Source organism: Neisseria zoodegmatis, from assembly GCF_900187305.1.
Lineage (GTDB): Bacteria > Pseudomonadota > Gammaproteobacteria > Burkholderiales > Neisseriaceae > Neisseria > Neisseria zoodegmatis.
This window is the reverse complement of record NZ_LT906434.1, coordinates 424,586-450,725: the sequence shown is the minus strand read 5'-3', so window position 1 is coordinate 450,725 and position 26,140 is coordinate 424,586. Positions and strand designations below refer to the sequence as shown.

Below are 26,140 nucleotides of genomic sequence, written 5' to 3'. Positions count from 1 at the left end.
CAATAAAACCGGCTGCGCGGCACTCATAGCTTTACATTAAGCAAAAGGAACCTTTATGGACTTACGCAAACTGAAGAAATTGATTGATCTGGTTGAAGAATCGGGTATCGCCGAAATCGAAGTGACCGAAGGTGAAGAAAAAGTACGCATTACCCGCTCCACCGCTCCCCAGCAAGCCATTTATGCTGCGCCTACCGCCGTTCACCATGCCGCGCCTGCACCTGCCGCCCCCGCGGCTCCTGCCGCCGCACCTTCTGCTTCTCCTGCCGCTCCCGCTGCGCGTGATCTGACCAATGCACAAAAATCACCTATGGTCGGCACATTCTACCGCGCACCCAGCCCCACTTCCCCTCCGTTTGTAGAAGTAGGCCAAACCGTTAAGGCCGGCGACACCTTGTGCATTATCGAAGCCATGAAACTGATGAACGAAATCGAAGCCGAAAAATCCGGCGTGGTCAAAGAAATCTTGGTTGAAAACGGCCAGCCTGTCGAATACGGCGAGCCATTGTTTATCATCGAGTAACAGAATTATTTTCAGACGGCCCCGTGCATGAGGCCGTCTGAATTACTTACATTCAGAACAAAGCCCTGCTTTGAAACTTCTTCTGAAAGAATCTTATGCTGAAAAAAGTATTGATAGCCAACCGTGGCGAAATCGCGCTCCGTGTATTACGCGCCTGCCGCGAAATGGGCATCGCCACCGTTGCCGTGCATTCCGAAGCCGATAAAGACAGCCTGCATGTCAAACTGGTCGACGAATCGGTGTGCATCGGCCCGGCTCCCTCCCCCCAAAGTTACCTTAACATTCCCGCCATCATCGCCGCCGCAGAAGTAACCGGTGCCGATGCCATCCACCCCGGCTACGGCTTTCTGGCAGAAAACGCCAGCTTTGCCGAGCAGGTAGAACAATCGGGCTTCGTGTTTATCGGCCCCCGCGCCGATACCATCCGCCTGATGGGCGACAAAGTATCTGCAAAGCACGCCATGATCGAAGCGGGCGTGCCCTGCGTGCCCGGTTCCGACGGCGCGCTGCCCGACGATGATGCCGAAATCCTCAAAATCGCCGATAAAGTCGGCTTTCCCGTGATTATCAAAGCATCAGGCGGCGGCGGCGGACGCGGTATGCGTGTGGTCGAGAAAAAAGAAGACCTGCTCAAATCGGTGGAAATGACCAAAACCGAAGCCGGCATGGCATTCGGCAACCCCATGGTTTATATGGAGCGTTATCTGCAAAAACCGCGCCACGTCGAAATTCAGGTCTTAGCCGACGAACAAGGCAACGCCATTTATTTGGGCGAACGCGACTGCTCTATGCAACGCCGCCACCAAAAAGTGATTGAAGAAGCACCTGCTCCCGGCATTACTGAAAAAGAACGCAAGAAAATCGGCGAAGCCTGCGTAGCCGCCTGCAAACGCATCGGCTACCGCGGTGCGGGTACGTTTGAATTTCTGTATGAAGACGGCGAATTCTTCTTTATCGAAATGAATACCCGCGTGCAGGTAGAACATCCGGTTACCGAGCTGATCAGCGGTGTTGACATCGTTCAAGAGCAAATCCGCGTAGCCAGCGGCCTGCCTTTGCAATACAAACAGAAAGACATCGTGCTGGAAGGCCATGCTTTCGAATGCCGTATCAATGCGGAAGACCCGTACAACTTCATTCCCAGTCCCGGCCCGATTGAAAGCTGCCACCTGCCCGGAGGATTGGGCGTGCGGGTAGACAGCCACATTTACCAAGGCTACCGCATTCCGCCCAACTACGACAGCCTGATCGGTAAAATCTGCGTGCACGGCAAAGACCGTGAGCAGGCCATGGCAAAAATGCGTGTGGCACTGGCCGAGCTGGCCGTTACCGGCATCAAAACCAATACCCCCCTGCACCGTGATCTGTTTGCCGACCCCGGTTTTCAAGCGGGCGGCGTGAGTATCCACTACTTAGAGCACTGGCTAGAAGAACGTAAAGCCAAACAGCAAGCCTGATTAAAAAACCGAACCGCCTGAATCCATCGTGCGGTTCGTTCGTTTTTGCTCAATGCGAAGCTGAAATATACACATTCGATACGGTGAGGCCGTCTGAAAACAGATTTTCAGACGGCCTCAAGCGTTCATCCATCAATCATCATCGTCATCACGCTCGTAGCGTTTGTATTTTCCGTGCTTTTTGCCGTATTTTTTGTGGCTGACGTGGTGATGACGGTATTTTTTACGCTTTTTGTCATCATCGTCGTCATCATAATAGTAATGATGATGGTGTCTGTCGCGGTAAACCACCTCACGGCGACGGTTTTCACGTTCGGCCGCTTCACGCTTTTGATTGCGCTTGGCATACAGATTGCCTGCCGTACCGCCGATGGCAGCACCGATTAACGTGCTTTCCATATTGTTGCCTGCGGCACTTCCGATTACACCGCCGACGGCAGCACCCACGATCGTGGCTTTAGTGCGGTCGGTCATCCGCGCTTGGGCGGCCGGTGCCAGCACCAAAGCCGAAGTGACCAGCGCGGCTATCATGGATTTGCGGACAGTATTCATAAACATCTCCGTACAGTTGCGGGGAAAAGGTTGCTTTTACCACAACAAGCCGTATCTGCCGACAACGCACGGCAGAACGGTCGGTTAAAGCAACCTGCGGTATCATACTGCCCACCGGTTTTAAGAAATGCACAGCCAATGTAATATTATGCAGTTGACCGTCATGTTTCAGACGGCCTTTACGGGAAAACAAACCATGTCCTATCAATACCGCCAACCCCTCCCCGACACCCCCCTCGACATCATCGGCGACGTTCACGGCGAAATCGACGCCCTGCAAGCCTTGCTGCATCATCTCGGCTACCGCAGCGACGGCAGCCACCCGCAAGGCAGAAAAATCGTTTTTGTCGGCGACCTGTGCGACCGCGGCCCCGACAGCCCCGCTGTACTCGACTGGTTTTTTCAGGCACACGATGCCGGCAATGCCTTTACCGTGCTGGGCAACCACGAGCTGAATGCGCTTGTGCACGACCCCAAAGACGGCTCAGGCTGGTTTTTTCCCCAACGTTACAACAAAGACGCCGAACGTTATGCCCCTTGGCGCATTTTACCCGACGAGCGCAAGCCCGAATTGGAAAGCCGCCTCGCCAACCAACCGCTGATACTCGAACGCGCCGACCTGCGCATCGTCCACGCCGCTTGGCAGCCGCACGTCTTTGCCGCCCTCGATGCCGCAAACGGAGAAACGCTGCCCGAGCAATACCGCCGTTTCGATGCCGAACTGCGCCACTCGCTTCAGACGGCCTCTTGGTACGGCGATTATCTTGATGAGCAGCAACGCTATGCCGAAGCCATGGAAGACCCAAACGCACCGCCGCCGCCCATGCCCGCCACGGCGCAATACGAACTCAACCGCAGCCGCCTGCACCCGATACGCGCCCTAACCAGCGGCGTCGAGCGGATTGCCCCGCAGCCTTTCTACGCCAGCGGCCGTTGGCGGTTTACTGCGCGTTGCGGCTGGTGGGACGACTACCGCGACGACGTTCCCATCTTAATCGGCCACTACTGGCGCCACCGCTTTCCCCAGCCGCCCTCGCCCGACAGGGAAAACATCCTGCCTGCCGCCGGCAACGCATGGCACGGCGCGCGGCGCAATGTGTTCTGCCTCGACTTCTCCGTAGGCGCACGCTGGCGCGACCGTAAGAGCAACACCCCCGCCGAACGCTCCATCTACCACCTTGCCGCGATGCGCTGGCCGGAGCGGGTATTGATGTTTGACAACGGCGAAGTGGAAAAAACGGTTTAAGCCGTTATGCCTGCCGCCGAACGTAACGAGGCCGTCTGAAAATACTTGGGAAGAGTTTTCAGACGGCCTCATGCTTGGCCAAATCAACCGTAAAAATATTCGTGGCAAAAACCCAAACATGCGGGCGGCTGGTTGTCGGCAAGGTATTTGGCAAAGTGCGCAAGTCCGCTTTCAGACGGCATCAAGCTTTTACCTGAATGGTGCAAAGGTTTCGCTTCTCCCTATCCGGCTTAATCCCCATCACAAAAGCATGCCGCTTTAATGATGGATTCGACTTAATCCTTTACCAATACAACTTGAGGCCGAAACCTTTGAAAAACCCTCATCTGCGGCGCATTTCTGCGTTGTGCGCTGCTCGCTCGCTTGCCTATCTATATGATATGTCTGCACTCGCTGTGCTGCTACGCCTTGAACTACATCCACATCTGAGGGTTTTGCAAAGGTCTCTGGCCGTCTGAAAAAAATTCAGACGGCCTCATGTTTCCTGCAAAGCAGACACACATCTATGCTAATTACAGTTTCGATTCAAAGCGTTTGGCCGCTTCGTCCCAGTTCACCACATGCCAATACGCTTTCACATAATCCGGGCGGCGGTTTTGGAATTTCAAATAATAGGCATGCTCCCACACGTCCAAGCCGATGATGGGATAGCCTTTGCAGCCCGCAATCTCTTCACCCATCAGCGGCGTGTCCTGATTGGCGGTGGAAACCACTTTCAGACGGCCTTCATCCCACACCAGCCACGCCCAGCCGGAGCCGAACCGCGCCGCCGCCGCTTTTTCAAACTCGGCTTGAAAGGCTTCGACCGAGCCGAAATCGCGTTCAATCGCTTCTTTGAGTTTGCCTTTCAACTCCGTGCCTTTTTTCAGATTCTTCCAAAAGAAAGCGTGATTGGCATGACCGCCCGCATTGTTGCGCAACACGGTTTGCTTGTCGGCGGGCAGCTCTTTCAAACGCGACACCAGCTCTTCGGCGCTCAACGAGGCAAATTCGGGCAGGCTTTCCAGCGCCGCATTGGCATTGTTCACATAAGCCTGATGGTGCTTGGTGTGGTGGATATTCATGGTCAATTCATCGAAATGAGGCTCTAACGCATCGTAAGCGTAGCCGAGTTCGGGCAAAACGTAAGCCATCTTCACTCTCCTTGAAATGTCGGGTTGCAGTCGGGAATATTTACGCTGAAATATCATTATCAATAATAGTAATAATTATCTTTTACTGCAACATGGAAAGACCTTTCCGCAGCAAAGGCTTTTCGGACGGCCATAACCTTTATTTATCAACAACTTAAGTTATCATAATTTTATTGTTTAAAATCAATATGCTATCAAATAAGATTCTTGTTTCAGGTTCACTTTCGGTTTACAAGCCTTTCAATACATTATAAAAGTTATAGACAAGGCTGCATTCTTTACAAAACTTTCCGCCGCAGATGCGGTCAAGCAGTTTGCGTAAAAAGCTGCGTGCCGTCAGATGCCAACGGTGTTTGCCGAAAAAATGCAGCCCGCACCAACCGACATGACACTCAACAATATCAACTACTCAGGAGCCAACATTGTCTGTTCACAACCAATCCGATTCTAAAAAAGTCCCTTTCCGCTACAAGCCTGCGCAGGTGCGCTCTTCTTACCGCCATCTGGGCATGTTTGATGCCGATAAAAACTTCCAGCCGCGCGGCTCTTCCACTACGCCCGATACGCGCATCGACCAATTCACTTTTTTCGGCGTGCTGGTAATTTTGCTCGCCGTGACCCTGCCTTTGGTGGTTTTCCCGCAAGAAGGCGCCGATTGGGTGGCTGTGGTTAAAGAATTTGTGACCACCAAGCTGGGCGTCGGCTATCTGGCCTTCGGTCTGCTGGCGTTTATCTTTGTGGTTTATATTTCTTTTTCCGACATCGGCAACATCAAACTGGGCAAACCCGAAGACGATATCGAATTCAAAACCGGCTCGTGGGCGGCGATGATGTTTTGCGGCGGCATCGGCTCGGGCATCCTCTATTGGGGCGTGATCGAATGGGCTTACTACTATCAAGGCCCGCCGTTCGGTTTGGCGCCCGGCTCGCCCGACGCCGTGCGCTGGGCCAGCACTTACGGCCTGTTTCACTGGGGGCCGGTGGCTTGGGCGATTTATCTGGTGCCTGCCGTGGCCATCGCCTATTTCGCCCATGTGCGCAATTCGCCGGTGCTGAAAGTCAGCCAAAGCCTGATGCCTTTGCTGGGCGAGAAGTTTGCCAAAAGCAACTGGGGGCGCATGATCGACATTTTTTTCGTGTTCGGCATGATAGGCGGCGGCGCCACTTCGCTCGGCTTGGCTTCGCCCATGATTACCGAGGGCTTGCACGAGCTGTTCGGCCTGCCCGCCAACTGGGCAACCAGCTTGGGCGTGCTGCTGGTTACGACCTGTATTTTTGCGTACAGCGCTTATCAGGGTTTGCGCGGCGGCATCCAACTGCTTTCCAACATCAACTTCTACCTCGCCATCGCTTTTCTGATTTTTGTGCTGGCAGTAGGGCCGACGGTGTTTATTTTGAACGTGGGTTTGGAAAGCTTGGGGCGTTCGCTGACCCAAATGTTTACCATGATGACGTGGGTGGAATCGTTTGGCAGCTTCGAGCAGCACGGCTTTAAAAACACCGGCTTTCCGAAAGACTGGACGATTTTCTACTGGGCATGGTGGCTGGTATTCGCGCCGACCATCGGCCTGTTTATCGCCAAGATTTCCAAAGGCCGCACCATCCGCCAAATGACCGTCGGCTCGATGTTTTACGGTTCGCTCGGTTGCGCCGTGTTCTTTATCGTGCTCGGCAACTACGGCCTTTACCTGCAACTGAGCGGCGCATTGGATGTGGTGTCTGTGCTCAACAGCCAAGGCGCGACCGCCACGATTTTTGCGATTTTATCCACGCTGCCGATGCCGCAAATCTCGATTGCCGTGTTTACGCTGCTGGCTGTGATCTTTACCGCCACCACTTTCGACAGCATTTCCTACATTCTCGCCTCTGTGGTGCAGCATGAAGTACACGGCGAACCCCACCGCTGGAACCGTCTGTTTTGGGCATTCACGCTGTGCATTCTGCCCGCCACGCTGATGTTTATCGGCGGCTTAAACACGCTTCAGACGGCGTCCATCTTCGCCGGTGCGCCTTTGCTGATCATCATGAGTATGATGATGCTGTCGGTCATCAAGGCCGCCAAATACGACTTGTATTACCAGCCCGATTATTCGCTCAAAACCATCCACATCGAAGAAATTCCCACCAATGCTCCGTGGGAGCACGGCGAAACGTCGCAAGCACCCGAAGGCTCGGTTTTGGCGCAACAAGCTGTTTACGAAGAAAAACGGCACGGCAGCGAGCAACCGCCGTCGTCTTAACTTTCTTCCCGCAACAAAACCAAAACGGCACGGATACGCTCCGTGCCGTTTTCTTCTTTTCAAACCGACAGTTAACTATTCACACAACGCATCAATCCACACAGCTGCCGCCGTTTTGTATGCTAGCGCTTATCAAAAACCCTACCTTTCATACGGATTCTTAACCTTTTTTCAAAAATATTCAAAACCCTTATCGAATTGGCTTAATATTTCCATATTCATATTATTCACGGCAGCAACAGATAAAAATAACAGCTTGAATAATATCGACAAACATTTCAAGAATGTGCATCCGACACATCACCCCAACGTCTCTCATTTATTCCAAATCAACTCAAACGCAGCCGCAGGCCGTTATCCAAGCGCTTGCGCACGTCCGGCATCCGCACCGGCATAGGGAGACTATTTATGGAGATGTATGTCATCACCGCTTTGGTATTCGTCCATTTCATTTTGGCCGCCGCAGTATTGATGCGGGTGCTTTACACCGACTTTCTTCTGCTGAAAAATTATCACGCGCCGCTCGGCCACTCCCTCATCAAATACACCTGCCAAACCCAAAAAGCCGCCCGCATCGCGCTGGCAGGCTTGATTGCCACCGGTGTGATTTTTGTCGTACACGGCGCGGCGTCGAACCCCGAATACATGAACAACCCCAAGCTGTGGGTGAAATTTCTCTGCGTAGCCGCACTGGTGACGAATGAATTTTGGCTGCACCGCCTGTCGCGCCACATCTCGCACAACACTACCCTTTCCGGCCTGCCTTATGCGCTGTCGATCCAGCTTTCCATCTCCGGCGCCATCCGCTCGGCAAGCTGGTTTTTCACCTGCTGGCTGGGTATTGCCCGCTCTTGGAACAAAGTTATGCTGTTTGAAGACGTGCTTGCCCACTACGGCATGGTGCTGCTGGCCGCCGTGTGCCTGAGCATGGCTGTCAATATCCGCTTCAACCAATCGCAAAGCCGGCATTACAGCGAATAATATTCACGCTAACCGCCTGCGGTTTGTACCCTATTTGCCTTCCGCACTGCACATCAACGGCAAAAACCTTGAGGCCGTCTGAAATATTTCAGACGGCCTCAAGGTTTGTATCAATCAAACAGTCAAGTGTTGCTCAGGCTTAGAAACGGTAGCCCACAGTAGCCATGAAGCTGTTGTTTTTCACTTTGTTGCCGGCGCGTTTGAAGCGGGTTTGCTCCCACTCGCCGCCTACTTCTACATTCGGCGCTACTGCGTATTTCAAACCGGTACCGTAGCCGATACCGTGCATGGTGTTGTCGCCCATGCCTTTGAATTTACCGTAGTGGTAGCCGACTTTACCGTAAGCCAAGGCTTCAGGCACGAAGCGGTAGCCGGTTACATACGAAATAGAAGCATCGGTTTTTTGCTTGATTTTGCCGGCTTTGGTTTCGCCGATCGTACGGTGAACCGGTTTCACAGCCACTTCGGCACCACCAATCCAGTTGCTTGCGCCGTATTCGATATTGTAGTTACCGCGCAAGGCCATATCGGCTTTGTATTTCTCGTCGAAGTCACCGCCTTTGATGTCGCCTTTGCTCACGCCGACACCAACTTCCACAGCCGGGCCGACGAAAGTTGAAGTAGGCTGTGCAGATACCGCAGCGGCAGAACCCAAAGCCAAAATAGTCAATAACGCTTTTTTCATCTTTTATACTCCTATCGGGATTAAATCGGGGAGGCGCCAACTGCGCTTTCCATGCGACAAAGTATTGTGCTTATATGACCGCTGCACAAGGGCGGCGTTTGATGAATTACACGATTTCTCGAGACTTAACATTTGTAATTTAAAGCTTTTTTGTTATTTTGTCGGCACTTAAACTATTTCAGACGGCCTATATAGAGCTAATACACTCCGCCAACAGGCTGAAAGTACGGCAGAAAATATTACCGGCCTGTGCGATTTGATACCCTGCCCGCTCATATCGAGGCCGTCTGAAAAGACCTAACCGAGCTTCGCCGCCCTCTTTCGGCTTTACACTCGCATAGTGTGGTTTTTTATGCTGCTTCGTCTAATCGACTGTTTCAACCGCCGCCGTTTCAAACCAATTGCCGGCTATTTTATGCTTGCCATTGAGCGAACATCCGAAGAGGCCGTCTGAAATAATCCGACGCCTCACCCCATACCCCGCTATAATCCACACCATCCATTCACCCACGCATTCAGACGGCCTGAATGCTTCTTCACAAAGAAAGTGCCATGACCCAATATTCCCTGTTTATTACCTGCCCGCGCGGTTTGGAAACCGTATTGTCCCAAGAATTGGCCGCACAAGGCTGCACGCAGATTGAAGCGACCGACGGCGGCGTTGCCTGCAAAGGCACGTTGGAACACGTTTACCGCGTCAACCTTCATTCGCGCACCGCCAGCCGCGTGCTGCTGCAACTGACCAAAGGCAGCTACCGCGACGAAAACGACATCTACACACTCGCCCGAAATATCCGTTGGACAAACTGGTTTGCGCTGGAACAGACCTTCAAAGTGAAAGTAGAAGGCAAGCGCGCGCGGGTGAAGAGCCTTGATTTTGTCGGCCTGAAAATCAAAGATGCCCTGTGCGACGCGTTCCGCGAAGCCTGCAACGCCCGCCCGAGTGTGGGCAAAGTGCAGCCCGACGTGCGCATTCACGCCTTTATCAACGACAAAACCGTGCAGATTTTTATCGACACCAGCGGCGAAGCCTTGTTCAAACGCGGCTACCGTCAAGAAACCGGCGAAGCGCCATTGCGCGAAAATCTGGCCACCGGTTTGCTGCTGCTGGCCGGTTACGACGGCACGCAGCCGTTTCAAGACCCGTTTTGCGGCAGCGGCACGATTGCCATCGAAGCGGCATGGATAGCCACCCGCCGCGCCCCCGGCCTGATGCGCCGTTTCGGATTTGAAAAACTGCAAGGGTTCGATAAAACACTATGGGAAAAAATCCGCCGCGAAGCCGAGCAGCAAATCCAGTTTCAGACGGCCTCTGCCATCGGCGGCAGCGACAACGACCGCCACATGATACGCACCGCGATTGCCAACGCGCAGGCGGCGGAAGTGGACGACATCATCCGCTGGGAAGTGAAAGACGCGCAATCCGTGCGCCCCAACGGTGAAAACGGCATCATGATTTCCAACCCGCCCTACGGCGTGCGCTTGGCCGAAGTGCAGGCATTGCAGGCTCTGTATCCGCAACTGGGCACTTGGCTGAAGCAGCATTATGCAGGCTGGCTGGTGGGCATGTTCACCGGCGACCGCGACATGCCGAAGTTCATGCGCCTTTCGCCCAAACGCAAAGTGCCGCTGTATAACGGCAATCTGGATTGCCGGCTGTTTTTGATGGATATGGTACAAGGCTCAAACCGTTAAGCGGCTCGGAAGAAGATAAGAGGCCGTCTGAAATTTTCAGACGGCCTATTGAATTGAGATGGTTATTTTGGTGTTGAGATAGGGTATGTGCTTCTTAAGCCGTCAATATGTTCAAACAAGTCTTCAGGAATATTTTGCCACATCGGATCTAAAATAAAATCAATCCCTTCTCGTCTAGCTAATTTGGCGGCAGGAACGAAATCGGAATCACCGGAAATCAAAATAATACGGTCGGCCTGTTTTTTTAAAGTTATAGAGGCGATATCCAACGCGATCCGCATATCAACGCCTTTTTGCTTAACGTCGATTACGACATCATTTTCCGTTATATCGGCTTGCCCGATTTGACCTTTAAGCAGCTTGTTCATCACAGCTGGCTTTAAACGCCAGTGGGTCAATTGATCTGATAACTTTCCCAAACGCAGAGCCAGCTTTCTTGTTTTGATCAATTCTTTATGAAGTTCGCGGCGAAAAACGGCTTCATCCGACTTTGAAAAATCAATTAACTTTTTAGAAATCGGATTGTGCATTTTCTTTTCTAGTGGTGCGCAATCATAAAAGAAAATTCGATAAAGGCTGTCGTGCTGCTTGGCGCCGTTTATTTTTTGCGAAAGATGGAGCAATGATAAGCGGAAAGCGAGAGAAGAAATACGTTTTGCATTGTAAGCGTTGTGTTTTTCAAAATGGCGGATGCGTTTAATAAAAAACGCACCGTCGATTAAAACGGCGGTTCGCATAATTTTCCCCTGTATTGATAAAGAAAAAGCCCAAAGGTTCGGCACTTTCAGGATGGTTTGAAAGGCTTACTGCTAAGGGCGTTATTTGTGTTGCATTATAAATTCGGTATGAGTTTAAAGCAAATCTTTAATCGTGAATCAAACATCAAGCATCAGCTTGATGCTGCAACGGATACAGATCCAGCTTTTCCATTAACACGCGGTCGCCGTCTTCTTCGGGGTTTTCGGTGGTGAGCAGTTTGTCGCCGTAGAAAATCGAGTTTGCGCCTGCCATAAAACACATGGCCTGCATGGCTTCGGGCATGGCTGTGCGGCCGGCGGACAGGCGAACATAGCTTTTCGGCATGGTAATGCGGGCGACGGCGATGGTGCGCACAAACTCCGTCCAATCCAAATCTTCGGCATCGGCCAGCGGCGTGCCTTCCACTTTAACCAATTGATTAATCGGCACGCTTTCGGGCTGCGGGTCGAGGTTGGCGAGGCTGGCGATTAAGCCTGCGCGTTCGGGGCGGGTTTCGTTCATGCCCACGATGCCGCCGCAGCACACTTTCAAACCTGCGCCGCGCACTTTGCCCAGCGTGTCCATGCGGTCTTCGTGGCGGCGGGTGTGGATGATGTCGTTGTAGCGGTCGGGGTCGGTGTCGAGGTTGTGGTTGTAGTAGTCGAGACCGGCGTTTTTCAAATCTTCGGCCATGCCGTCTTCAAGCATGCCAAAAGTGCCGCAGGTTTCCAAACCCAAGCCTTTCACGGCTTTGATGACTTCCGACACGGTTTCTACGTCTTTCGGTTTGGGGCCGCGCCACGCCGCGCCCATGCAGAAACGGCTGGCTCCGCGCGATTTGGCGATTTTGGCTTTTTCGACGATTTCTTCCACGTCCATCATTTTGGCTTTTTCGAGGCCGGTGTTGTAGTGCGCCGATTGCGGGCAGTATTCGCAATCTTCGGGGCAGCCGCCGGTTTTGATGGAAAGCAGGGTGGAAAGTTGGACTTCTTGCGGATTGAAGTGTTCGCGGTGGATGGCGGCGGCTTTGTAAACCAAATCCAAAAACGGCATTTCAAACAGTTCTTCAACTTGGCATTTGCGCCAGTATTGGGCGGTAGCATGGGGCTTGCGCTCGGTTTGGCGGCGCAAAGCTACGGGGGATACGGTCATATCGTGTCTTTCTTTATCGGGTTTCGCAGCGGCGCAATGACGCTGACGTGCAAAACTGCAAGCACAATGTTTGCAGCAGCGGTTTGCCTGTTGATGCCGTCTGAAACGGCTTAAATATTTTCAGACGGCCTCGGCAGTGCGGGCAGTTTAACGGGAATATTCTGCCGCTTCAACAGCTTCTGTCGGGAAGATGATGATGCGGGCAGGCGGGTTGCACCGTTTGTAACAAGCGGTTTTGCGGCAGGCGCATTCGTGTAAAGAAGCCGTATTGTTAACAATGTTAACGTAAAATTTTTCTTGACAGCTTTACTTAAATTAAAAAAAATAGACCCGATTGAAAAGTTTTATTGATTAAAACCAATTGAATTAAAAGGAGAACAATATGAAAGAACACACCTTTTTTCAGCAAAAAGCCCTGCTGTTGGCCGTAGCAACCGCTTTCGGATTGGCGGCTTGCGGCGGCGGAAACAGCGCGGAGAATAACCAAAATACCGCGCCCGTTTCCACCGAGGCGGCTGAAAAACAAGAAATCGTCATCAACAACGGTGCCGAGCCCGAATCGCTCGATCCGCACAAAGTATCGGGCGTACCCGAATCGGGTATTCTACGCCAAATTTTAGTCGGCCTCACCTCTACCGATAACGACGGCAACACCGTTCCGGGCATGGCGGAAAAATGGGAAAGTGCCGACAACAAAGTATGGAAATTTACCCTGCGTGATGCCAAATGGAGCAACGGCGACCCTGTTACCGCCGAAGATTTCGCATATAGCTTCCGCCGCGTTACCGACCCGGCCACCGCATCGCCTTATGCCAGCTATCTGGCTGATGCCAAAGTTCTGAATGCCGCCAAAATCATCGAAGGCAAAGCCAAGCCCGACAGCTTGGGCGTGAAAGCCGTGGATACGAAAACGCTGGAAATCACGCTGGAAGAGCCGGTGCCTTACTTCCCCGACATGCTGATTCACACTTCTGTGAAGCCCGTGCATAAAGCCACGGTGGAAAAATTCGGCGACAAATGGACTTCTCCCGCCAATATCGTGGTAAACGGCCCCTACACCGTGAAAACGTGGGACGTTAACAGCCAAATCGTGTTGGAGCGCAACCCGAATTATTTCGACGATGCCAACACCACCATCACTAAAGCCACTTTGTTGCCGATTTCTTCACCGCCTACCGATATGAGCCGCTTCAAAGCCGGCGAAGTGGAGCTCACTTACAACGATATTCCGACCGAGCAGTTTAAGTCGCTGAAACAAGAAATGGGTGATCAAATGAAAGTTGCCCCCTATCTGTGCAGCTATTACTACGAGTTCAACCACACCAAGCCGCCGTTTAACGATGTGAAAGTGCGCAAGGCGCTGCAACTCACTTTAGACCGCGAAACCATGGTAGATAAAGTAATCGGGCGCGGAGAAACGGCCGCCTACCAATTCACGCCGCCTGCCGCCCAAGGCATGAAGGAATTTGTGCCGGAATGGAAGTCGTGGGATAAGGCCAAACGCATCGAAGAAGCGAAAAAACTGCTGGCCGAAGCCGGTTACAGCGAGTCTAAGCCTTTGAATTTCGAGCTGCTCTACAACACCAACGAAAACCACAAGAAAAATGCCGTGGCCGCTGCCGCATTGTGGAAAGAGGCATTGGGTTTTGTGAACGTGAATCTGGTGAACCAAGAGTGGAAAACCTATCTCGACACCCGTCGCAACCAAAAACACCAAATGGCGCGCGGCGGCTGGTGTGCCGACTACAACGAAGCTTCAACTTTCCTGAACACGTTTAAGTCTGACAACAGCAGCAACTACGGCAAATATCAAAGTGCCGAATTCGACAATCTGATACTGAAAACGCTCAGCGGCGATGTAACGCCCGAGCAACGCGGCGAGCTGTACCGCCAAGCCGAAGCCGTGATGGATAAAGATGCGGCAACCATTTTCGTTTTCCACTATGTAAATGCCCGTTTGGTGAAACCTTATGTTGACGGCTATTCAACCAAAGACCCGATGGACAACTGGCAAATCAAAAACTGGAAAATCCTGAAACACTAAAACCCAAAAAGGCCGTCTGAAAACAAGTTTGTTTGTTTTCAGACGGCCTTTGCCTGAAAAGCACGTTTATCTACAACAACCACAGGCCGTCTGAAACGGCCGGGCCGAAAGTACAAACCACCGTTAGAGTTTGCTTATGTTGAAATTCATCATCAGGCGCGTGTTGGAAGCCATACCCACGCTGCTGGTTCTGATTACCGTATCGTTTTTCATGATGCGTTTGGCTCCGGGCAGCCCGTTTACCGGCGAGCGCAACCTGCCGCCCGCGGTGCTGGCGAACATCGAAGCCAAATACCATCTCAACGACCCCATCTGGCTGCAATACCTCAATTATCTGAAACAACTGGCGCACGGCGATTTTGGGCCGTCGTTCAAATACAAAGACTACACGGTTAACGAACTGCTTTCGCAAGCCTTTCCCGTGTCGCTCGAAATCGGCCTTTACGCCTTTATTATCGCGCTGGTTGTCGGCGTGCTGCTCGGCGTGCTGGCGGCCTTGAAACAAAATTCATGGCTCGACTACCTCACCATGGGCGTGGCCATGACGGGCGTGGTGATTCCCAGCTTTGTGAAAGCACCGCTGCTGGTATTGATTTTTGCCATCTGGCTCAAATGGTTGCCCGCCGGCGGCTGGAACGACGGAGCCGTGAGCAATCTGGTGCTGCCGGTGGCGGCGTTGGCGATTGCCTATATTTCGAGCATTGCACGGATTATGCGCGGCTCGATGATCGAAGTGATGAACAGCCCGTTTATCCGCACCGCCCGCGCCAAAGGGCTGCCTACCCGCTATATCGTGTGGAAACACGCCTTACGCCCCGCCATGCTGCCGGTGATTTCTTATCTCGGCCCGGCGTTTGTGGGCATCATCACCGGCTCGATTGTGATTGAAACCATTTTCGGCCTGCCCGGTATCGGCCAGCTTTTTGTGAACGGCGCGCTGAACCGCGATTACGGCATGGTGTTGAGCTTGACCATTCTGGTGGGCGTGCTCACGATTGTGTTCAACGCCGTGGTCGATATTCTGTATGCGGTGATTGATCCGAAAATCCGTTATTGATTTGAGAGGCCGTCTGAAAACCGTATCTTGCTTTTCAGACGGCCTGATGTGTTGATCTATCCAATAAAAAAACCATAAGGCACACAACCATGATGGTAAGTAAAAAACAGGCAGCCGCATTAGCCGCCGCCTTGGAAGACCAAAACCTGCCCGATGTAAAAGGCCGCAGCCTGTGGCAGGACGCATGGCGGCGTTTCCGCCATAACCGCGCCGCGCTGGCAAGCGAGCTGGTGTTGCTGCTGATCTGCCTGTTCGTATTGATTGCGCCGCTTGTTGCGCCTTACGACTATGCCCACACCGATTGGGGCGCGATGCAGATGCCGCCCGAATGGGCCAACAAACACTATTTCGGCACCGATTCGCTCGGCCGCGACCTGTTTACCCGCGTGGCCGTGGGCGGACGCATTTCGTTGATGGTGGGCGTGGCCGGTGCGCTGGTGGCGGTGGTTATCGGCGTGGTGTACGGCGCGGTGTCGGGCTTTTTCGGCGGCAAAACCGATATGCTGATGATGCGCTTTTTAGAAATTCTGAACGCGTTTCCGTTTATGTTTTTCGTGATTCTGCTGGTTACGTTTTTCGGCCGCAATCTGGCATTCATCTTCGTGGCCATCGGCATGGTGTCGTGGCTCGACGTGGCGCGGATCGTGCGCGGCCAAACCTTGAGCCTGAAACGTAAAGAATTTATCGAAGCCGCCCATGTATGCGGCGTATCCAACCGCCACATCGTGTTCCGCCACATCGTGCCCAACGTGCTGGGCGTGGTGGTGGTTTACGCCTCGCTGCTGGTGCCGGGCATGATTCTGTTTGAATCGTTTTTAAGTTTCTTGGGCTTGGGCGTGCAAGAGCCGATGACAAGCTGGGGCGCGATGCTGCAAGACGGTGCGAACACCATGCAGATTGCGCCGTGGCAGCTGCTCGTGCCCGCCGTGTTTTTGGTGGTTACGCTGTTCTGCTTTAACTTCATCGGCGACGGCCTGCGCGACGCGTTAGACCCGAAAGACAGATAAACCCAAGAAAAATTAATATTTTCAGACGGCCTCTTGATGCTTGAGGCCGTCTGAAAAGGAAAAAACAATGAGCACACCCTTACTGCAAGTAAAAGACCTCGAAGTCCGCTTCAAAACCGAAGACGGCCTCGTTACCGCGGTCAACAAACTCAATTTCGATCTGCACGAAGGTGAAACGCTGGGCATCGTCGGAGAATCCGGCTCCGGCAAATCGCAAACCGCCTTCGCCATCATGGGCTTGCTGGCCAAAAACGGCCAAACCTCAGGTTCGGCCTTGTTTAACGGCCGCGAAATCCTTGGCCTGCCCGTTAAAGAGCTGAATAAAATCCGCGCCGAGCAAATCGCCATGATTTTCCAAGACCCGATGACCTCGCTCAACCCCTATATGCGCGTGGGCGACCAGCTTAGCGAAGTGCTGCGCCTGCACAAAGGCATGGGCAAAAGCGAAGCATGGGCCGAATCCGTGCGTATGCTCGAAGCCGTGAAAATCCCCGAAGCCAAAAAACGCATCGGCATGTATCCGCACGAATTTTCAGGCGGCATGCGCCAGCGCGTGATGATTGCCATGGCCTTGTTGTGCCGCCCCAAACTGTTGATTGCCGACGAACCCACCACCGCGCTCGACGTTACCGTGCAGGCGCAAATCATGGCGTTGCTCAATGATTTGAAACGCGATTTCGGCACCACCATCATCATGATTACCCACGATTTAGGCGTGGTCGCCGGCATTTGCGACCAAGTGTTGGTGATGTATGCCGGCCGCACCATGGAATACGGCAAAGTGGACGACATCTTCTACCGCCCCAGTCACCCCTACACCATCGGCCTGCTCGGTGCCGTGCCGCGCATGGACGAAACCGCCGACATCCTGTCCACCATTCCCGGCAACCCGCCCAACCTCACCAGCCTGCCGCCCGGCTGCCCCTTCCAAAACCGCTGCCTGCACGTCGAAGACATCTGCCGCCGCGAAGCACCGGCATTAGAAATCCTGCACGATCACCGCAAACGCGCCTGCCACAGGCCGTCTGAATATTTACAGGGAGCACAGGCATGAGCGAAACCCTATTATCCGTACGCGATTTACACGTTACCTTCGACGTTAAAGCCGACAACGCTTGGTTTTGGCAAAAACCCACCACCTTAAAAGCCGTCAACGGCGTATCCTTCGACCTTCAAGCCGGCGAAACACTCGGTGTCGTCGGCGAATCCGGCTGCGGCAAATCCACCCTTGCCCGCGCCATCATCGGCCTCGTCAAAGCCAAAAGCGGCAACATCATCTGGCAGGGCGAAGACTTAACCGCACTTTCCCCCGCCGCCATGCGCCTGAAACGCCGTGAAATCCAAATGATTTTCCAAGACCCGCTGGCCTCGCTCAACCCGCGCATGACCGTCGGCGACATCATCGCCGAACCGCTGAAAACCTTTTACCCCAAGCTCAAAAAAGCCGACATCGAACAACAGGTCAAAGACATGATGGCCAAAGTCGGCCTGCTGCCCAACCTCATCAACCGCTACCCGCACGAATTTTCAGGCGGCCAATGCCAGCGCATCGGCATCGCCCGCGCCCTGATTCTGAAACCCAAGCTGATTATTTGCGACGAACCCGTTTCCGCACTCGACGTTTCTATTCAGGCACAAGTCGTCAACCTGTTGAAAGAAGTGCAAAAAGAAATGGGGCTGACCCTGATTTTCATCGCCCACGATTTATCGGTAGTCAAACACATTTCCGACCGCGTGCTGGTGATGTATCTGGGCAATGCCATCGAACTCGGCACCGATCACGAAGTGTACGGCACCCCCGCCCACCCCTACACACAAGCCCTGATGTCCGCCGTGCCACAGCCCGACCCCGAAGCCGAACGCAACAAAACCATCCAACTGCTCCCCGGCGACCTGCCCAGCCCCATCAACCCGCCCAGCGGCTGTGTATTCCGCACACGCTGCCCGCAGGCCGACAACGGCTGCGCCGAAACCAAACCCGTGCTGCAAGGCACATCCACCCATACCGTAGCCTGTTTGAAAACCACAACCTGTTAAAAACCGCTATAAAGGCCGTCTGAATAAGTTTTTTCAGACGGCCTCCATCCCATTGAAATCCAAGATAGTCGGGCAAGCCCGCATAAAAAACTCATCATGCGGCCCACTTGCTTAAAGATACACTTTTAACCCGTTGCCACTCTTGAGTTTTCGCAAGCCGCCCCTATCTATACGCCAATTTTCACATACCCTTACCAACAAAGATTATGAGCAGCAAAGACTTCTACGAAACCCTCGGCGTAGCCCGTAGTGCAAGCGATGACGAAATCAAAAAAGCCTACCGCAAACTCGCCATGAAATACCACCCCGACCGCAACCCCGGCAACGCCGAAGCGGAGGAAAAATTTAAAGAAATCCAAAAAGCCTACGATATTTTGTCCGACAAACAAAAACGCAGCGCATACGACCAATACGGCCATGCCGGCGTCGATCCCAATATGGGCGGCGGCGGCTTCGGTGGCGGTTTTGGCGGATTCGGCGGCGCGCAAGGCTTCGACTTCGGCGACATTTTCAGCCAAATGTTCGGCGGTACGGCAGGAGGCCGTCAGCCCAACTATCAGGGCGCGGATCTCCAATACGCCGTAGAAATCACACTCGAAGAAGCCGCAAAAGGCATCAAAAAACGCATCACCATTCCCACTTACGAAGAGTGTGATGTCTGCCACGGCAGCGGCGCCAAACCCGGCACCTCGGCAACCACCTGCTCCACCTGTCACGGCACAGGCACCATCCATGTGCGCCAAGCCATTTTCCAGATGCAGCAAACCTGCCCCACCTGTCACGGCACAGGCAAAGAAATCAAAGACCCCTGCGTCAAATGCCGTGGCGAAGGCCGCGTAAAAACCACCAAAACGGTTGAAGTCAACATCCCTGCCGGCATCGACGACGGCCAACGCATCCGTCTCAGCGGAGAAGGCGAACCGGGTATGCACGGCGCACCCAGCGGCGATTTATACGTTGTCGTTCATGTGAAAGAACACAAAACCTTCGAGCGCAACGGCTTGGATCTGCACTGCGAAATGCCCATCAGCTTTGCCATTGCCGCACTCGGCGGCGAAGTGGAAGTGCCCACGCTCGACGGCAAAGTCAAACTGAGCATTCCGAAAGAAACCCAAACCGGCCGCCGTATGCGCGTCAAAGGCAAAGGCATCAAATCACTGCGCTCCAGCGCCGTAGGCGACCTGTATTGCCACGTGGTTGTGGAAACCCCCGTCAACCTCACCGACCGCCAAAAAGAGCTGTTGGAAGAGTTTGAAAAAATCTCCACCGGCATGGAGCGCTCGCAAACACCGCGTCAAAAATCATTCTTCGACAAAGTGCGCGATATTTTCGATTGATAAGCCAACGCTTTTTCAGACGGCCTCAACCGCTGAACAAGCCTGAAACGAAATCCCCTTCGGCTTCCGATGCCGAAGGGGATTTTTCATCACTGCTTTTGTCCGGCCATATGTCCGCCGCCCGAATACCCAAGCCCAGCTTGAGACCTAATCCGAGGCATTTGCAAAACCCTCAGATGTGGATGCAGTTCAAGGCGTAGCAGCGCAGCGAGTGCAGACATATCAGATAGATAAGCAAACGAGCGAGCAGTACCCTTAGGGCATAAACGCACAACGCAGAAATGCGCCGCAGATGGGGTTTTGCAAAGGTCTCAATCCGTCTGGTTCACACACACAACAGGCCGTCTGAATGTTCAGACGGCCTCAAACACACGCACCATCATCTTTCCTGCCCATCAAATATCCACCGCCATCGAAAAACAGCCGAACGCTCTATTCAAGCATTCGGCTGTTCAACCAAACCATTAGGCCGTCTGAAAGCGAGCTTTGCCAAAAACTTACGCAGCTTTCTCCGCCTTCATATTGTCGATAAATTTATCAAAAAGATAAGCCACATCATGCGGGCCGGGGCTGGCTTCAGGGTGGCCTTGGAAGCTGAACACCGCACGGTCGGTCAACTCAATGCCTTGCAACGAACCGTCAAACAGCGAGCGGTGGGTCACTTTCACATTGGCCGGCAAAGTTTCCGCATCCACCTCAAAACCGTGGTTTTGGCTGGTAATCATCACCTTACCGCTTTCCAAGTCTTGCACAGGATGATTGCCGCCGTGATGACCGAACGTCATTTTGCGTGTCTTGCCGCCGACAGCCAAGCCCAACAATTGATGTCCCAAGCAAATGCCGAACAGCGGTTTTTTGCTTTCCAACAGTTCTTTTACCGCCGCAATCGCATAATCGCACGGCTCAGGGTCGCCGGGGCCGTTGGAAAGAAACACACCGTCAGGGTTCATCGCCAATACATCTTTCGCCAGCGTTTGCGCAGGCACGACGGTCAAACGGCAGCCGCGCTCGGCCAACATACGCAAAATATTGGTTTTCACGCCGAAATCGTAAGCAACCACATGGAACAGCTGTTCAGACGGCGTTACAAAACCTTTGCCCAGCTTCCATTCGCCTTCCGTCCATTCATAAGATTCGCCGCAAGTGACTTCTTTCGCCAAATCTTTGCCGACCATGCTGCCGAATGCCGCAATCAATTCACGCGCTTTTTCCTCGGTAGCGTCCGCACCGGTCAAAATCGCACCGGCCTGCGCACCTTTGTCGCGCAAGATGCGGGTGAGGCGTCGGGTATCGATGTCGGCAATCGCAACGGTTTGGTTACGAACCAAATATTCCTGCAAACTCTCGCTGCTGCGGAAATTGCTGTGCAGAAGCGGCAGGTCGCGGATAATCAAACCGGCGGCATGAACGGCGGTGCTTTCGGTATCTTCGCCGTTGGTGCCGGTATTGCCGATGTGCGGATAAGTCAGGGTAACGATTTGTTTGCGGTAAGAAGGGTCGGTAAGGATTTCCTGATAACCGGTCATGGAAGTATTGAACACCACTTCGCCGGAAGTCGTACCGTTAAACCCCACCGACGTTCCGTGGAATACACTGCCGTCGGCAAGCACTAAGATTGCGGGTGTTGTCATCATGATTTCCTATCGTATCTGCTGGTTTTCCAAAGGCCGTCTGAACGTAAACAGCCATCATTTCAGACGGCCTCTGCACTCAATATTAGGTAAAAAAAAACACGCCGCACAGATGCCTCATCCGTGTTACGTGCTTTTTAAGGCATACTCGAAGTTGCCTCAGAAGCAATACATTCTAAGCGAACCCCCTTATTTTTTCAAGACGAAAAACAAATCCCTCGCGAGCGGTAACTTTGGGAAATGTTTCATTTACATCATATCAATCATCACTATAAACAAAGAAATAATATCAAAAATATCCTATATGAAGCTTTCGATGCTAAAATGATGATATCAAAATCAAAACAACAAAAAGATATCTAACAAACAGATCAATAAAAACTGTTGAAAGATGGCACATTATGAAAAAAAACAATACTCATCACAGCAAACTCCGTCCTATCGCCCGCACCATTGCTTCGGCATTGATGCTTTTCAGCATCGAAGCCCATGCTGAATTTGCCGATACCCCCCTCCACCTGCAAAACGAAAATTCGGTTGCAGAATCAAAAGTCAAATCTCAGGTTATGTTTTTGATTGACGATTCGCGCAGTATGGAATGGGAGGTTGCAAGTGAGAATAAAGCCGCTGCCGGCAGATCCCGTATGGATATTACCAAAAGAGCCTTGAACCAGGTTTTAGACAAATATCAGGATAAGTTCAAATGGGGTCTGCATACGCTGAATGATACCGACTTGAATACGAACGGTTATATTACTTATGCTCAGATGAAAAATAAGGTTGGGAGATTAAAAACAGACGGCCCGACACCGACAACCTTGGCCTACTATAACACGGCCAAAACGGTTATGGACAACACTCTCTATCGCTGTCAGAAAAACTATATTGTTGTGATGTCGGATGGCGATGCCAATGAGAGCTATAAGATGCGTCAGCCTTATGACTATTTACCTGATTTAAAATCTTTGTATTATGAAAATTATCCCGGTCACGTTAGGCCTTATTATGAACCTTATTATACAGTGAATCCTCAATTTACTGTTTCTTTCAATAGTAGAACATCTCCTGCGATTCGCGGAAAATCTCCGACCCCCAAAAATCTACTGAACAATTATGGGAAACAGGGAGGGGTATTTTCACCTAGTCCACGCAACCCGATTCGCTTACATACCAATAGACCTGATACTCCTTATACTCCTAATTTTATTAATGATCATTATTTCGGATATAAAGAAGGTGGGCTCCCTGCATTTAGATATTATCAAAACACACCGCATATATCTGAATCTTGGGACGAATTTTGGGATAGGGATACGGGCTTACGCTGGTTCAGCGAAACTCTGGCAACCAAAGACTTTAAAAAAGCCGGAGATAGAAACCCTTCTAATACATACCAAGAACGGCATTGGGACGGACATCCCGATGACCCTGAGGATTATTCCAAACAAACCGCCGAAACATTTACCGTAGGTTTTGGCGGAAGCTTATCCAATGAAGGTAAGAAATACTTATCAAACGGAGCCAGCAAACCTTCTTATTTCTTTGATGCTGAAAATGCAGAATCATTAGTTACCGCATTCGATACGATTTTCTCTAATATTGTCAATGCCAATATACCCATCAAAGCAACGGGCACAGTTGCGCCCACCGTATTTGGTAGCGGCGTACCCAACCTTGCCGCCATTGTTGATGTGAATACCGCCTCATGGAGCAGCCGGATTAAATTCTTCGATGTAAACTCCGAAGGAAAACTGAATACTGCTCAAACTAAAGAGCCTTTGTTTAGCGAACGCAAAACGCTGATTAACTTAGGCCGCCCTATCGGAACAGCCGGCGGTAGAGAAATTTACTGGGCAGACAATATCGAAAACGGCAACAACGGAATGTTTAACCTTCCCGAAACCGCACCTGCAAACGAATGGCGTGAAGCATTGATTCCGTGGATAACCCGCGCCCAAGACGACAATGCCTTATCTGCTCATGCCAAAACCTCAAACTTCAGCCAGCCTTATCGGATCCGCCCGACAGACGCGGCCAGCTCTGCCAATACCAACGCAAACGATTCGGGCAACCAACGCAATTTGGGAGATATTTTAGATACCCCGATTTTAACGATTGGAGACTTGGTAGATAACCGCCAAAAATATCTGGTTACCGCCGCGAATGACGGCATGGTGCACTTGTTTCAAGCGCATAACCAGCAGCATCCGTATAGCTTGAAACTCAGCTATATCCCCGCGGGTGCAGATCGCGAAGCTGGCAACACCATGGGGCGGTTGCTAAAAGATGTTGCCCATAAAGACTACGGCAAAAAAATCCAACCACATCATTATTTAATCAATGGTGGATTGGTTTTACGCCGCACCGCACCTGAAAACAACCAAAGCCATGCGTTCTTATTTGGCGCCATGGGTCAGGGAGGCCGCGGTGCATACGCCCTCAATATCGGCGGTTATGACCGCGGAACAAACAGACTTACAGGCATTGATAGCCCCGCTAACGATTGGATTAATACCGTACCTTTATTTGAAACAGCCAAAGGTGTCAATAACCAACTCGGCTATACCGTAGGCACGCCGCAAATCGGGCGCGTAGCGTTGCAACGCACCAATCAGAAAGTGGATATTAACGAAGATGTGGTTTACGCAGGCTTTTTGGCAAACGGCTATTCCGATCAGAAAGGCAAAAACCAAGAAACAGCCTTATACATTTACAATATGCTCGGACAAAATGCCCGCAGCGGACAAGCTAAAGGCACCAAAGGTGAAGTAATCGAAAAAATTGTTATTCCAAATACCATGGGGGGATTATCCAGCCCAACCCTGGTGGATACCGATTTTGACGGTGTAATCGATATTGCCTATGCCGGAGATTATCGCGGCAATATGTACCGTTTTGACTTGCGTGATAATCCGAACCAATGGAAAGCCAACCGGATTTATCAAGGCTCTACCGACCAACCCATTACTTCGGCACCTGCTGTTTCCCGCATGGGTAAAGATAAATATGTCGTGATTTTCGGCACGGGTAGCGAGCTTTACCAAGATGACCGGGACAGCAAAGCCCAACAGGCCGTATACGGCATTTATGATGATGTTAGCCAGCAGGCTCAAGAAGTGAAGTCCGACCAATTGTTGCAGCAAGAATTAACCGTAAATGGCAATCTTCGCGAAGTAACTAACAAGCCGTTCAACCCCCAAACACACAAAGGATGGAAAGTTAATCTCGGCGCTGGAGATGGCGAGCGTGTTGTAGTTAAGCCGACCATGGTTCTTAGAAGTGCTTTCATCAGCACCCGCATTTACCATTCGCAAACAACCACCACAAGATCAGCCGACGGCGACCTGTGTTTGCCGACGGTAACCAACAGCAAAACCGACAGCTCAAGCTGGGTATTGGCTTTAAACGCCGCAACCGGAGGAAAAGTTTCCAAAGCAGATGCGCATATCAAGTTTATTCAGAAAGCCGATGATCCTAATGCCATAGCTGCCGGTATGCGATACTCGGGTATTATCAATTTCAATTATGTTGATGGTACACGCGCAGGCGATTACTCTGTTACCGCCGATGGAGACAGTGGCGGAACAGGCACTGATAAGCCGTTAAATGAAGGAGGTGGCGGTGCCCCTAAAAACCACTGTTTCTCTAAAAAAGGCAAACGCTTTATCCTAAAAACCGACCAAGAGACTTTGGAAGTTGACGGTAAGGTTTGCAACAGTGTACGACGCATAAGTTGGCGGGAGATTTTCTAGATTGAAAGTTTATTTCGATCTGCTTCCTGATTTTTCTGAGAAAGAAATGGTATAAACCGATTGACGTAAGAATGATTGTTTTATATAATTCCATTCTTATTCGGGTCGTTAGCTCAGCTGGTAGAGCAGCGGACTTTTAATCCGTTGGTCGAAGGTTCGAATCCTTCACGACCCACCAGATAAATCACAAAACAGGCTGCAAGCAATTGCAGCCTGTTTTGTTTTTAGGTCATTTTAAGAGTTTTTGGATTAAAAACTCATGCCCTTACTTTTCGATTAAGGCCGTCTGAAAGCGAACTTGGTGAGCTCACCAAAACAAGCCTTGCGAGTTTCGCTAAAAATCTTTTTCAGACGGCCTCACTCTAAATAACATAACCTCGCAACCAATCAATAACAAAGGCAATCTCGATCAAGTAAAATGGACAAAAATATTGAAGAAGTTTATACAAAAATCGCAAAAATAATATGGACTTTTTTTCCAAAAGAGTCTTCATGCATAAACTACTATGCACAATTATTTAATGGAAATTCAGGGTATACGATTGATTTTATTGTTAATGGAGAAGTTAAATGGTTTGGCTTCGGAGAAACTCCAGAAACTGCCGCTGATATATTGGATTTATTAGAAAACATAAGAAGCCTTCCCCCATTTAAAGAAAAAGAACCATGGACGCATTGCCATATCAGCTTATCAGACTCGGGGAAATTTAATATCCGTTTTGCCTATATCTCTGAAAATGACAGCTGGCCGAATCTTTTTATGAGAGGAATAAGTGACTTAACTAAAGATGAGGCTGAAAATGTCTACCATATACCTAGAGAAACATGGGCAGAAAGGGTTAGGCTAAAAAAAGCTGATATAGATTAACCCCA

21 protein-coding genes and 1 tRNA gene are annotated in these 26,140 nt (G+C 51.5%); 16 read left to right on the top strand and 6 right to left on the bottom strand.

The annotated features are described in order from the left end of the window. Positions 1-55: 55 nt before the first annotated feature. A complete protein-coding gene (gene accB, locus CKV66_RS02165; protein WP_054600534.1) occupies positions 56-523 on the top strand; it encodes an acetyl-CoA carboxylase biotin carboxyl carrier protein in 468 nt (155 codons plus the stop codon). A 95-nt stretch (positions 524-618) separates the two neighbouring features. Next, a complete protein-coding gene (accC, locus tag CKV66_RS02160; RefSeq protein WP_085363973.1) occupies positions 619-1,980 on the top strand; it encodes an acetyl-CoA carboxylase biotin carboxylase subunit in 1,362 nt (453 codons plus the stop codon). A gap of 132 nt (positions 1,981-2,112) precedes the next feature. Here accC and CKV66_RS02155 read toward each other — a convergent pair whose 3' ends face one another. Next, positions 2,113-2,532, bottom strand: coding sequence for a glycine zipper domain-containing protein (locus tag CKV66_RS02155; RefSeq protein ID WP_231990509.1), 420 nt, complete (start codon positions 2,530-2,532; stop codon positions 2,113-2,115). 196 nt (positions 2,533-2,728) lie between these two features. On the opposite strand from CKV66_RS02155, the gene CKV66_RS02150 reads away from it, so the two are divergent. Then, positions 2,729-3,778, top strand: coding sequence for a metallophosphoesterase (locus tag CKV66_RS02150; protein WP_085363985.1), 1,050 nt, complete (start codon positions 2,729-2,731; stop codon positions 3,776-3,778). A 311-nt stretch (positions 3,779-4,089) separates the two neighbouring features. Then, on the top strand, positions 4,090-4,236 hold the full coding sequence (locus tag CKV66_RS12430; RefSeq protein WP_085363984.1) for a lipoprotein signal peptidase: 147 nt from the start codon (positions 4,090-4,092) through the stop codon (positions 4,234-4,236). A gap of 54 nt (positions 4,237-4,290) precedes the next feature. Here the strand turns inward: CKV66_RS12430 and sodA are convergent, their stop codons facing one another. Further along, complete coding sequence (gene sodA / locus CKV66_RS02140) at positions 4,291-4,911, bottom strand: superoxide dismutase [Mn] (protein ID WP_085363971.1); 621 nt, start codon at positions 4,909-4,911, stop codon at positions 4,291-4,293. 422 nt (positions 4,912-5,333) lie between these two features. Here sodA and CKV66_RS02135 point away from each other — a divergent pair, with 422 nt between their 5' ends. Both CKV66_RS02135 and CKV66_RS02130 read left to right on the top strand, forming a co-directional pair. Beyond that, a complete protein-coding gene (locus CKV66_RS02135) occupies positions 5,334-7,151 on the top strand; it encodes a BCCT family transporter (RefSeq protein ID WP_231990508.1) in 1,818 nt (605 codons plus the stop codon). Positions 7,152-7,559: 408 nt separating this feature from the next. Next, positions 7,560-8,132: a hypothetical protein gene (locus CKV66_RS02130; protein ID WP_143773810.1), complete on the top strand. Its 573-nt coding sequence runs from the start codon at positions 7,560-7,562 to the stop codon at positions 8,130-8,132. Positions 8,133-8,271: 139 nt separating this feature from the next. Here CKV66_RS02130 and CKV66_RS02125 read toward each other — a convergent pair whose 3' ends face one another. Next, on the bottom strand, positions 8,272-8,817 hold the full coding sequence (locus tag CKV66_RS02125; protein WP_085363969.1) for a porin family protein: 546 nt from the start codon (positions 8,815-8,817) through the stop codon (positions 8,272-8,274). Between the two features lie 552 nt (positions 8,818-9,369). Between CKV66_RS02125 and CKV66_RS02120 the strand changes: the two genes are divergently transcribed. Next, positions 9,370-10,512 (top strand): THUMP domain-containing class I SAM-dependent RNA methyltransferase, encoded by a 1,143-nt coding sequence (locus tag CKV66_RS02120; protein ID WP_085363982.1) that lies wholly within the window; start codon positions 9,370-9,372, stop codon positions 10,510-10,512. Positions 10,513-10,574: 62 nt separating this feature from the next. On the opposite strand, the gene CKV66_RS02115 is transcribed toward CKV66_RS02120, so the two are convergent. Next, on the bottom strand, positions 10,575-11,249 hold the full coding sequence (locus CKV66_RS02115; RefSeq protein ID WP_085363968.1) for an NYN domain-containing protein: 675 nt from the start codon (positions 11,247-11,249) through the stop codon (positions 10,575-10,577). 145 nt (positions 11,250-11,394) lie between these two features. Then, positions 11,395-12,402: a biotin synthase BioB gene (gene bioB / locus CKV66_RS02110; RefSeq protein ID WP_085363967.1), complete on the bottom strand. Its 1,008-nt coding sequence runs from the start codon at positions 12,400-12,402 to the stop codon at positions 11,395-11,397. A gap of 382 nt (positions 12,403-12,784) precedes the next feature. On the opposite strand from bioB, the gene CKV66_RS02105 reads away from it, so the two are divergent. The 6 genes from CKV66_RS02105 to dnaJ all read left to right on the top strand — a co-directional run bounded on the left by CKV66_RS02105 (position 12,785) and on the right by dnaJ (position 19,884). Beyond that, positions 12,785-14,446 (top strand): ABC transporter substrate-binding protein, encoded by a 1,662-nt coding sequence (locus CKV66_RS02105; protein ID WP_085363966.1) that lies wholly within the window; start codon positions 12,785-12,787, stop codon positions 14,444-14,446. 136 nt (positions 14,447-14,582) lie between these two features. After that, a complete protein-coding gene (gene oppB, locus CKV66_RS02100; protein WP_004283974.1) occupies positions 14,583-15,503 on the top strand; it encodes an oligopeptide ABC transporter permease OppB in 921 nt (306 codons plus the stop codon). 89 nt (positions 15,504-15,592) lie between these two features. Beyond that, positions 15,593-16,510 (top strand): oligopeptide ABC transporter permease OppC, encoded by a 918-nt coding sequence (gene oppC / locus CKV66_RS02095; RefSeq protein WP_085363965.1) that lies wholly within the window; start codon positions 15,593-15,595, stop codon positions 16,508-16,510. 67 nt (positions 16,511-16,577) lie between these two features. Beyond that, the gene (gene oppD, locus CKV66_RS02090; RefSeq protein ID WP_004286177.1) at positions 16,578-17,564 is read left to right on the top strand and encodes an oligopeptide ABC transporter ATP-binding protein OppD; all 987 of its coding nucleotides are present in this window, start codon (positions 16,578-16,580) and stop codon (positions 17,562-17,564) included. After that, positions 17,561-18,547, top strand: a complete 987-nt coding sequence (gene oppF, locus CKV66_RS02085) for a murein tripeptide/oligopeptide ABC transporter ATP binding protein OppF (protein WP_085363964.1) — start codon at positions 17,561-17,563, stop codon at positions 18,545-18,547. The genes oppD and oppF overlap by 4 nt, the downstream gene beginning before the upstream one ends. A gap of 206 nt (positions 18,548-18,753) precedes the next feature. After that, positions 18,754-19,884, top strand: coding sequence for a molecular chaperone DnaJ (dnaJ, locus tag CKV66_RS02080; RefSeq protein ID WP_085363963.1), 1,131 nt, complete (start codon positions 18,754-18,756; stop codon positions 19,882-19,884). Between the two features lie 497 nt (positions 19,885-20,381). On the opposite strand, the gene carA is transcribed toward dnaJ, so the two are convergent. After that, positions 20,382-21,515 carry a glutamine-hydrolyzing carbamoyl-phosphate synthase small subunit gene (carA, locus tag CKV66_RS02070; protein ID WP_085363981.1) on the bottom strand — a complete coding sequence of 378 codons (1,134 nt, stop codon included), beginning with the start codon at positions 21,513-21,515 and terminating at the stop codon, positions 20,382-20,384. Between the two features lie 401 nt (positions 21,516-21,916). Here carA and pilC point away from each other — a divergent pair, with 401 nt between their 5' ends. The 3 genes from pilC (at position 21,917) to CKV66_RS02050 (ending at position 26,135) form a co-directional block, all read left to right on the top strand. Beyond that, complete coding sequence (pilC, locus tag CKV66_RS02060) at positions 21,917-25,267, top strand: PilC family type IV pilus tip adhesin (protein ID WP_085363961.1); 3,351 nt, start codon at positions 21,917-21,919, stop codon at positions 25,265-25,267. Between the two features lie 102 nt (positions 25,268-25,369). Continuing rightward, positions 25,370-25,445, top strand: a tRNA-Lys gene (locus CKV66_RS02055). A 240-nt stretch (positions 25,446-25,685) separates the two neighbouring features. Further along, a complete protein-coding gene (locus CKV66_RS02050) occupies positions 25,686-26,135 on the top strand; it encodes an immunity protein YezG family protein (RefSeq protein ID WP_085363960.1) in 450 nt (149 codons plus the stop codon). The last annotated feature ends 5 nt before the right edge of the window (positions 26,136-26,140 follow it).

Bases quoted from the DNA above. Each gene is read 5' to 3' on its own strand.
- accB (WP_054600534.1), top strand. From the start codon at position 56: ATGGACTTACGCAAACTGAAGAAATTGATTGATCTGGTTGAAGAATCG.
- accC (WP_085363973.1), top strand. From the start codon at position 619: ATGCTGAAAAAAGTATTGATAGCCAACCGTGGCGAAATCGCGCTCCGT.
- CKV66_RS02155 (WP_231990509.1), bottom strand. From the start codon at position 2,532: ATGAATACTGTCCGCAAATCCATGATAGCCGCGCTGGTCACTTCGGCT.
- CKV66_RS02150 (WP_085363985.1), top strand. From the start codon at position 2,729: ATGTCCTATCAATACCGCCAACCCCTCCCCGACACCCCCCTCGACATC.
- sodA (WP_085363971.1), bottom strand. From the start codon at position 4,911: ATGGCTTACGTTTTGCCCGAACTCGGCTACGCTTACGATGCGTTAGAG.
- CKV66_RS02130 (WP_143773810.1), top strand. From the start codon at position 7,560: ATGGAGATGTATGTCATCACCGCTTTGGTATTCGTCCATTTCATTTTG.
- CKV66_RS02125 (WP_085363969.1), bottom strand. From the start codon at position 8,817: ATGAAAAAAGCGTTATTGACTATTTTGGCTTTGGGTTCTGCCGCTGCG.
- CKV66_RS02120 (WP_085363982.1), top strand. From the start codon at position 9,370: ATGACCCAATATTCCCTGTTTATTACCTGCCCGCGCGGTTTGGAAACC.
- CKV66_RS02115 (WP_085363968.1), bottom strand. From the start codon at position 11,249: ATGCGAACCGCCGTTTTAATCGACGGTGCGTTTTTTATTAAACGCATC.
- bioB (WP_085363967.1), bottom strand. From the start codon at position 12,402: ATGACCGTATCCCCCGTAGCTTTGCGCCGCCAAACCGAGCGCAAGCCC.
- CKV66_RS02105 (WP_085363966.1), top strand. From the start codon at position 12,785: ATGAAAGAACACACCTTTTTTCAGCAAAAAGCCCTGCTGTTGGCCGTA.
- oppB (WP_004283974.1), top strand. From the start codon at position 14,583: ATGTTGAAATTCATCATCAGGCGCGTGTTGGAAGCCATACCCACGCTG.
- oppC (WP_085363965.1), top strand. From the start codon at position 15,593: ATGATGGTAAGTAAAAAACAGGCAGCCGCATTAGCCGCCGCCTTGGAA.
- oppD (WP_004286177.1), top strand. From the start codon at position 16,578: ATGAGCACACCCTTACTGCAAGTAAAAGACCTCGAAGTCCGCTTCAAA.
- oppF (WP_085363964.1), top strand. From the start codon at position 17,561: ATGAGCGAAACCCTATTATCCGTACGCGATTTACACGTTACCTTCGAC.
- dnaJ (WP_085363963.1), top strand. From the start codon at position 18,754: ATGAGCAGCAAAGACTTCTACGAAACCCTCGGCGTAGCCCGTAGTGCA.
- carA (WP_085363981.1), bottom strand. From the start codon at position 21,515: ATGACAACACCCGCAATCTTAGTGCTTGCCGACGGCAGTGTATTCCAC.
- pilC (WP_085363961.1), top strand. From the start codon at position 21,917: ATGAAAAAAAACAATACTCATCACAGCAAACTCCGTCCTATCGCCCGC.
- CKV66_RS02050 (WP_085363960.1), top strand. From the start codon at position 25,686: ATGGACAAAAATATTGAAGAAGTTTATACAAAAATCGCAAAAATAATA.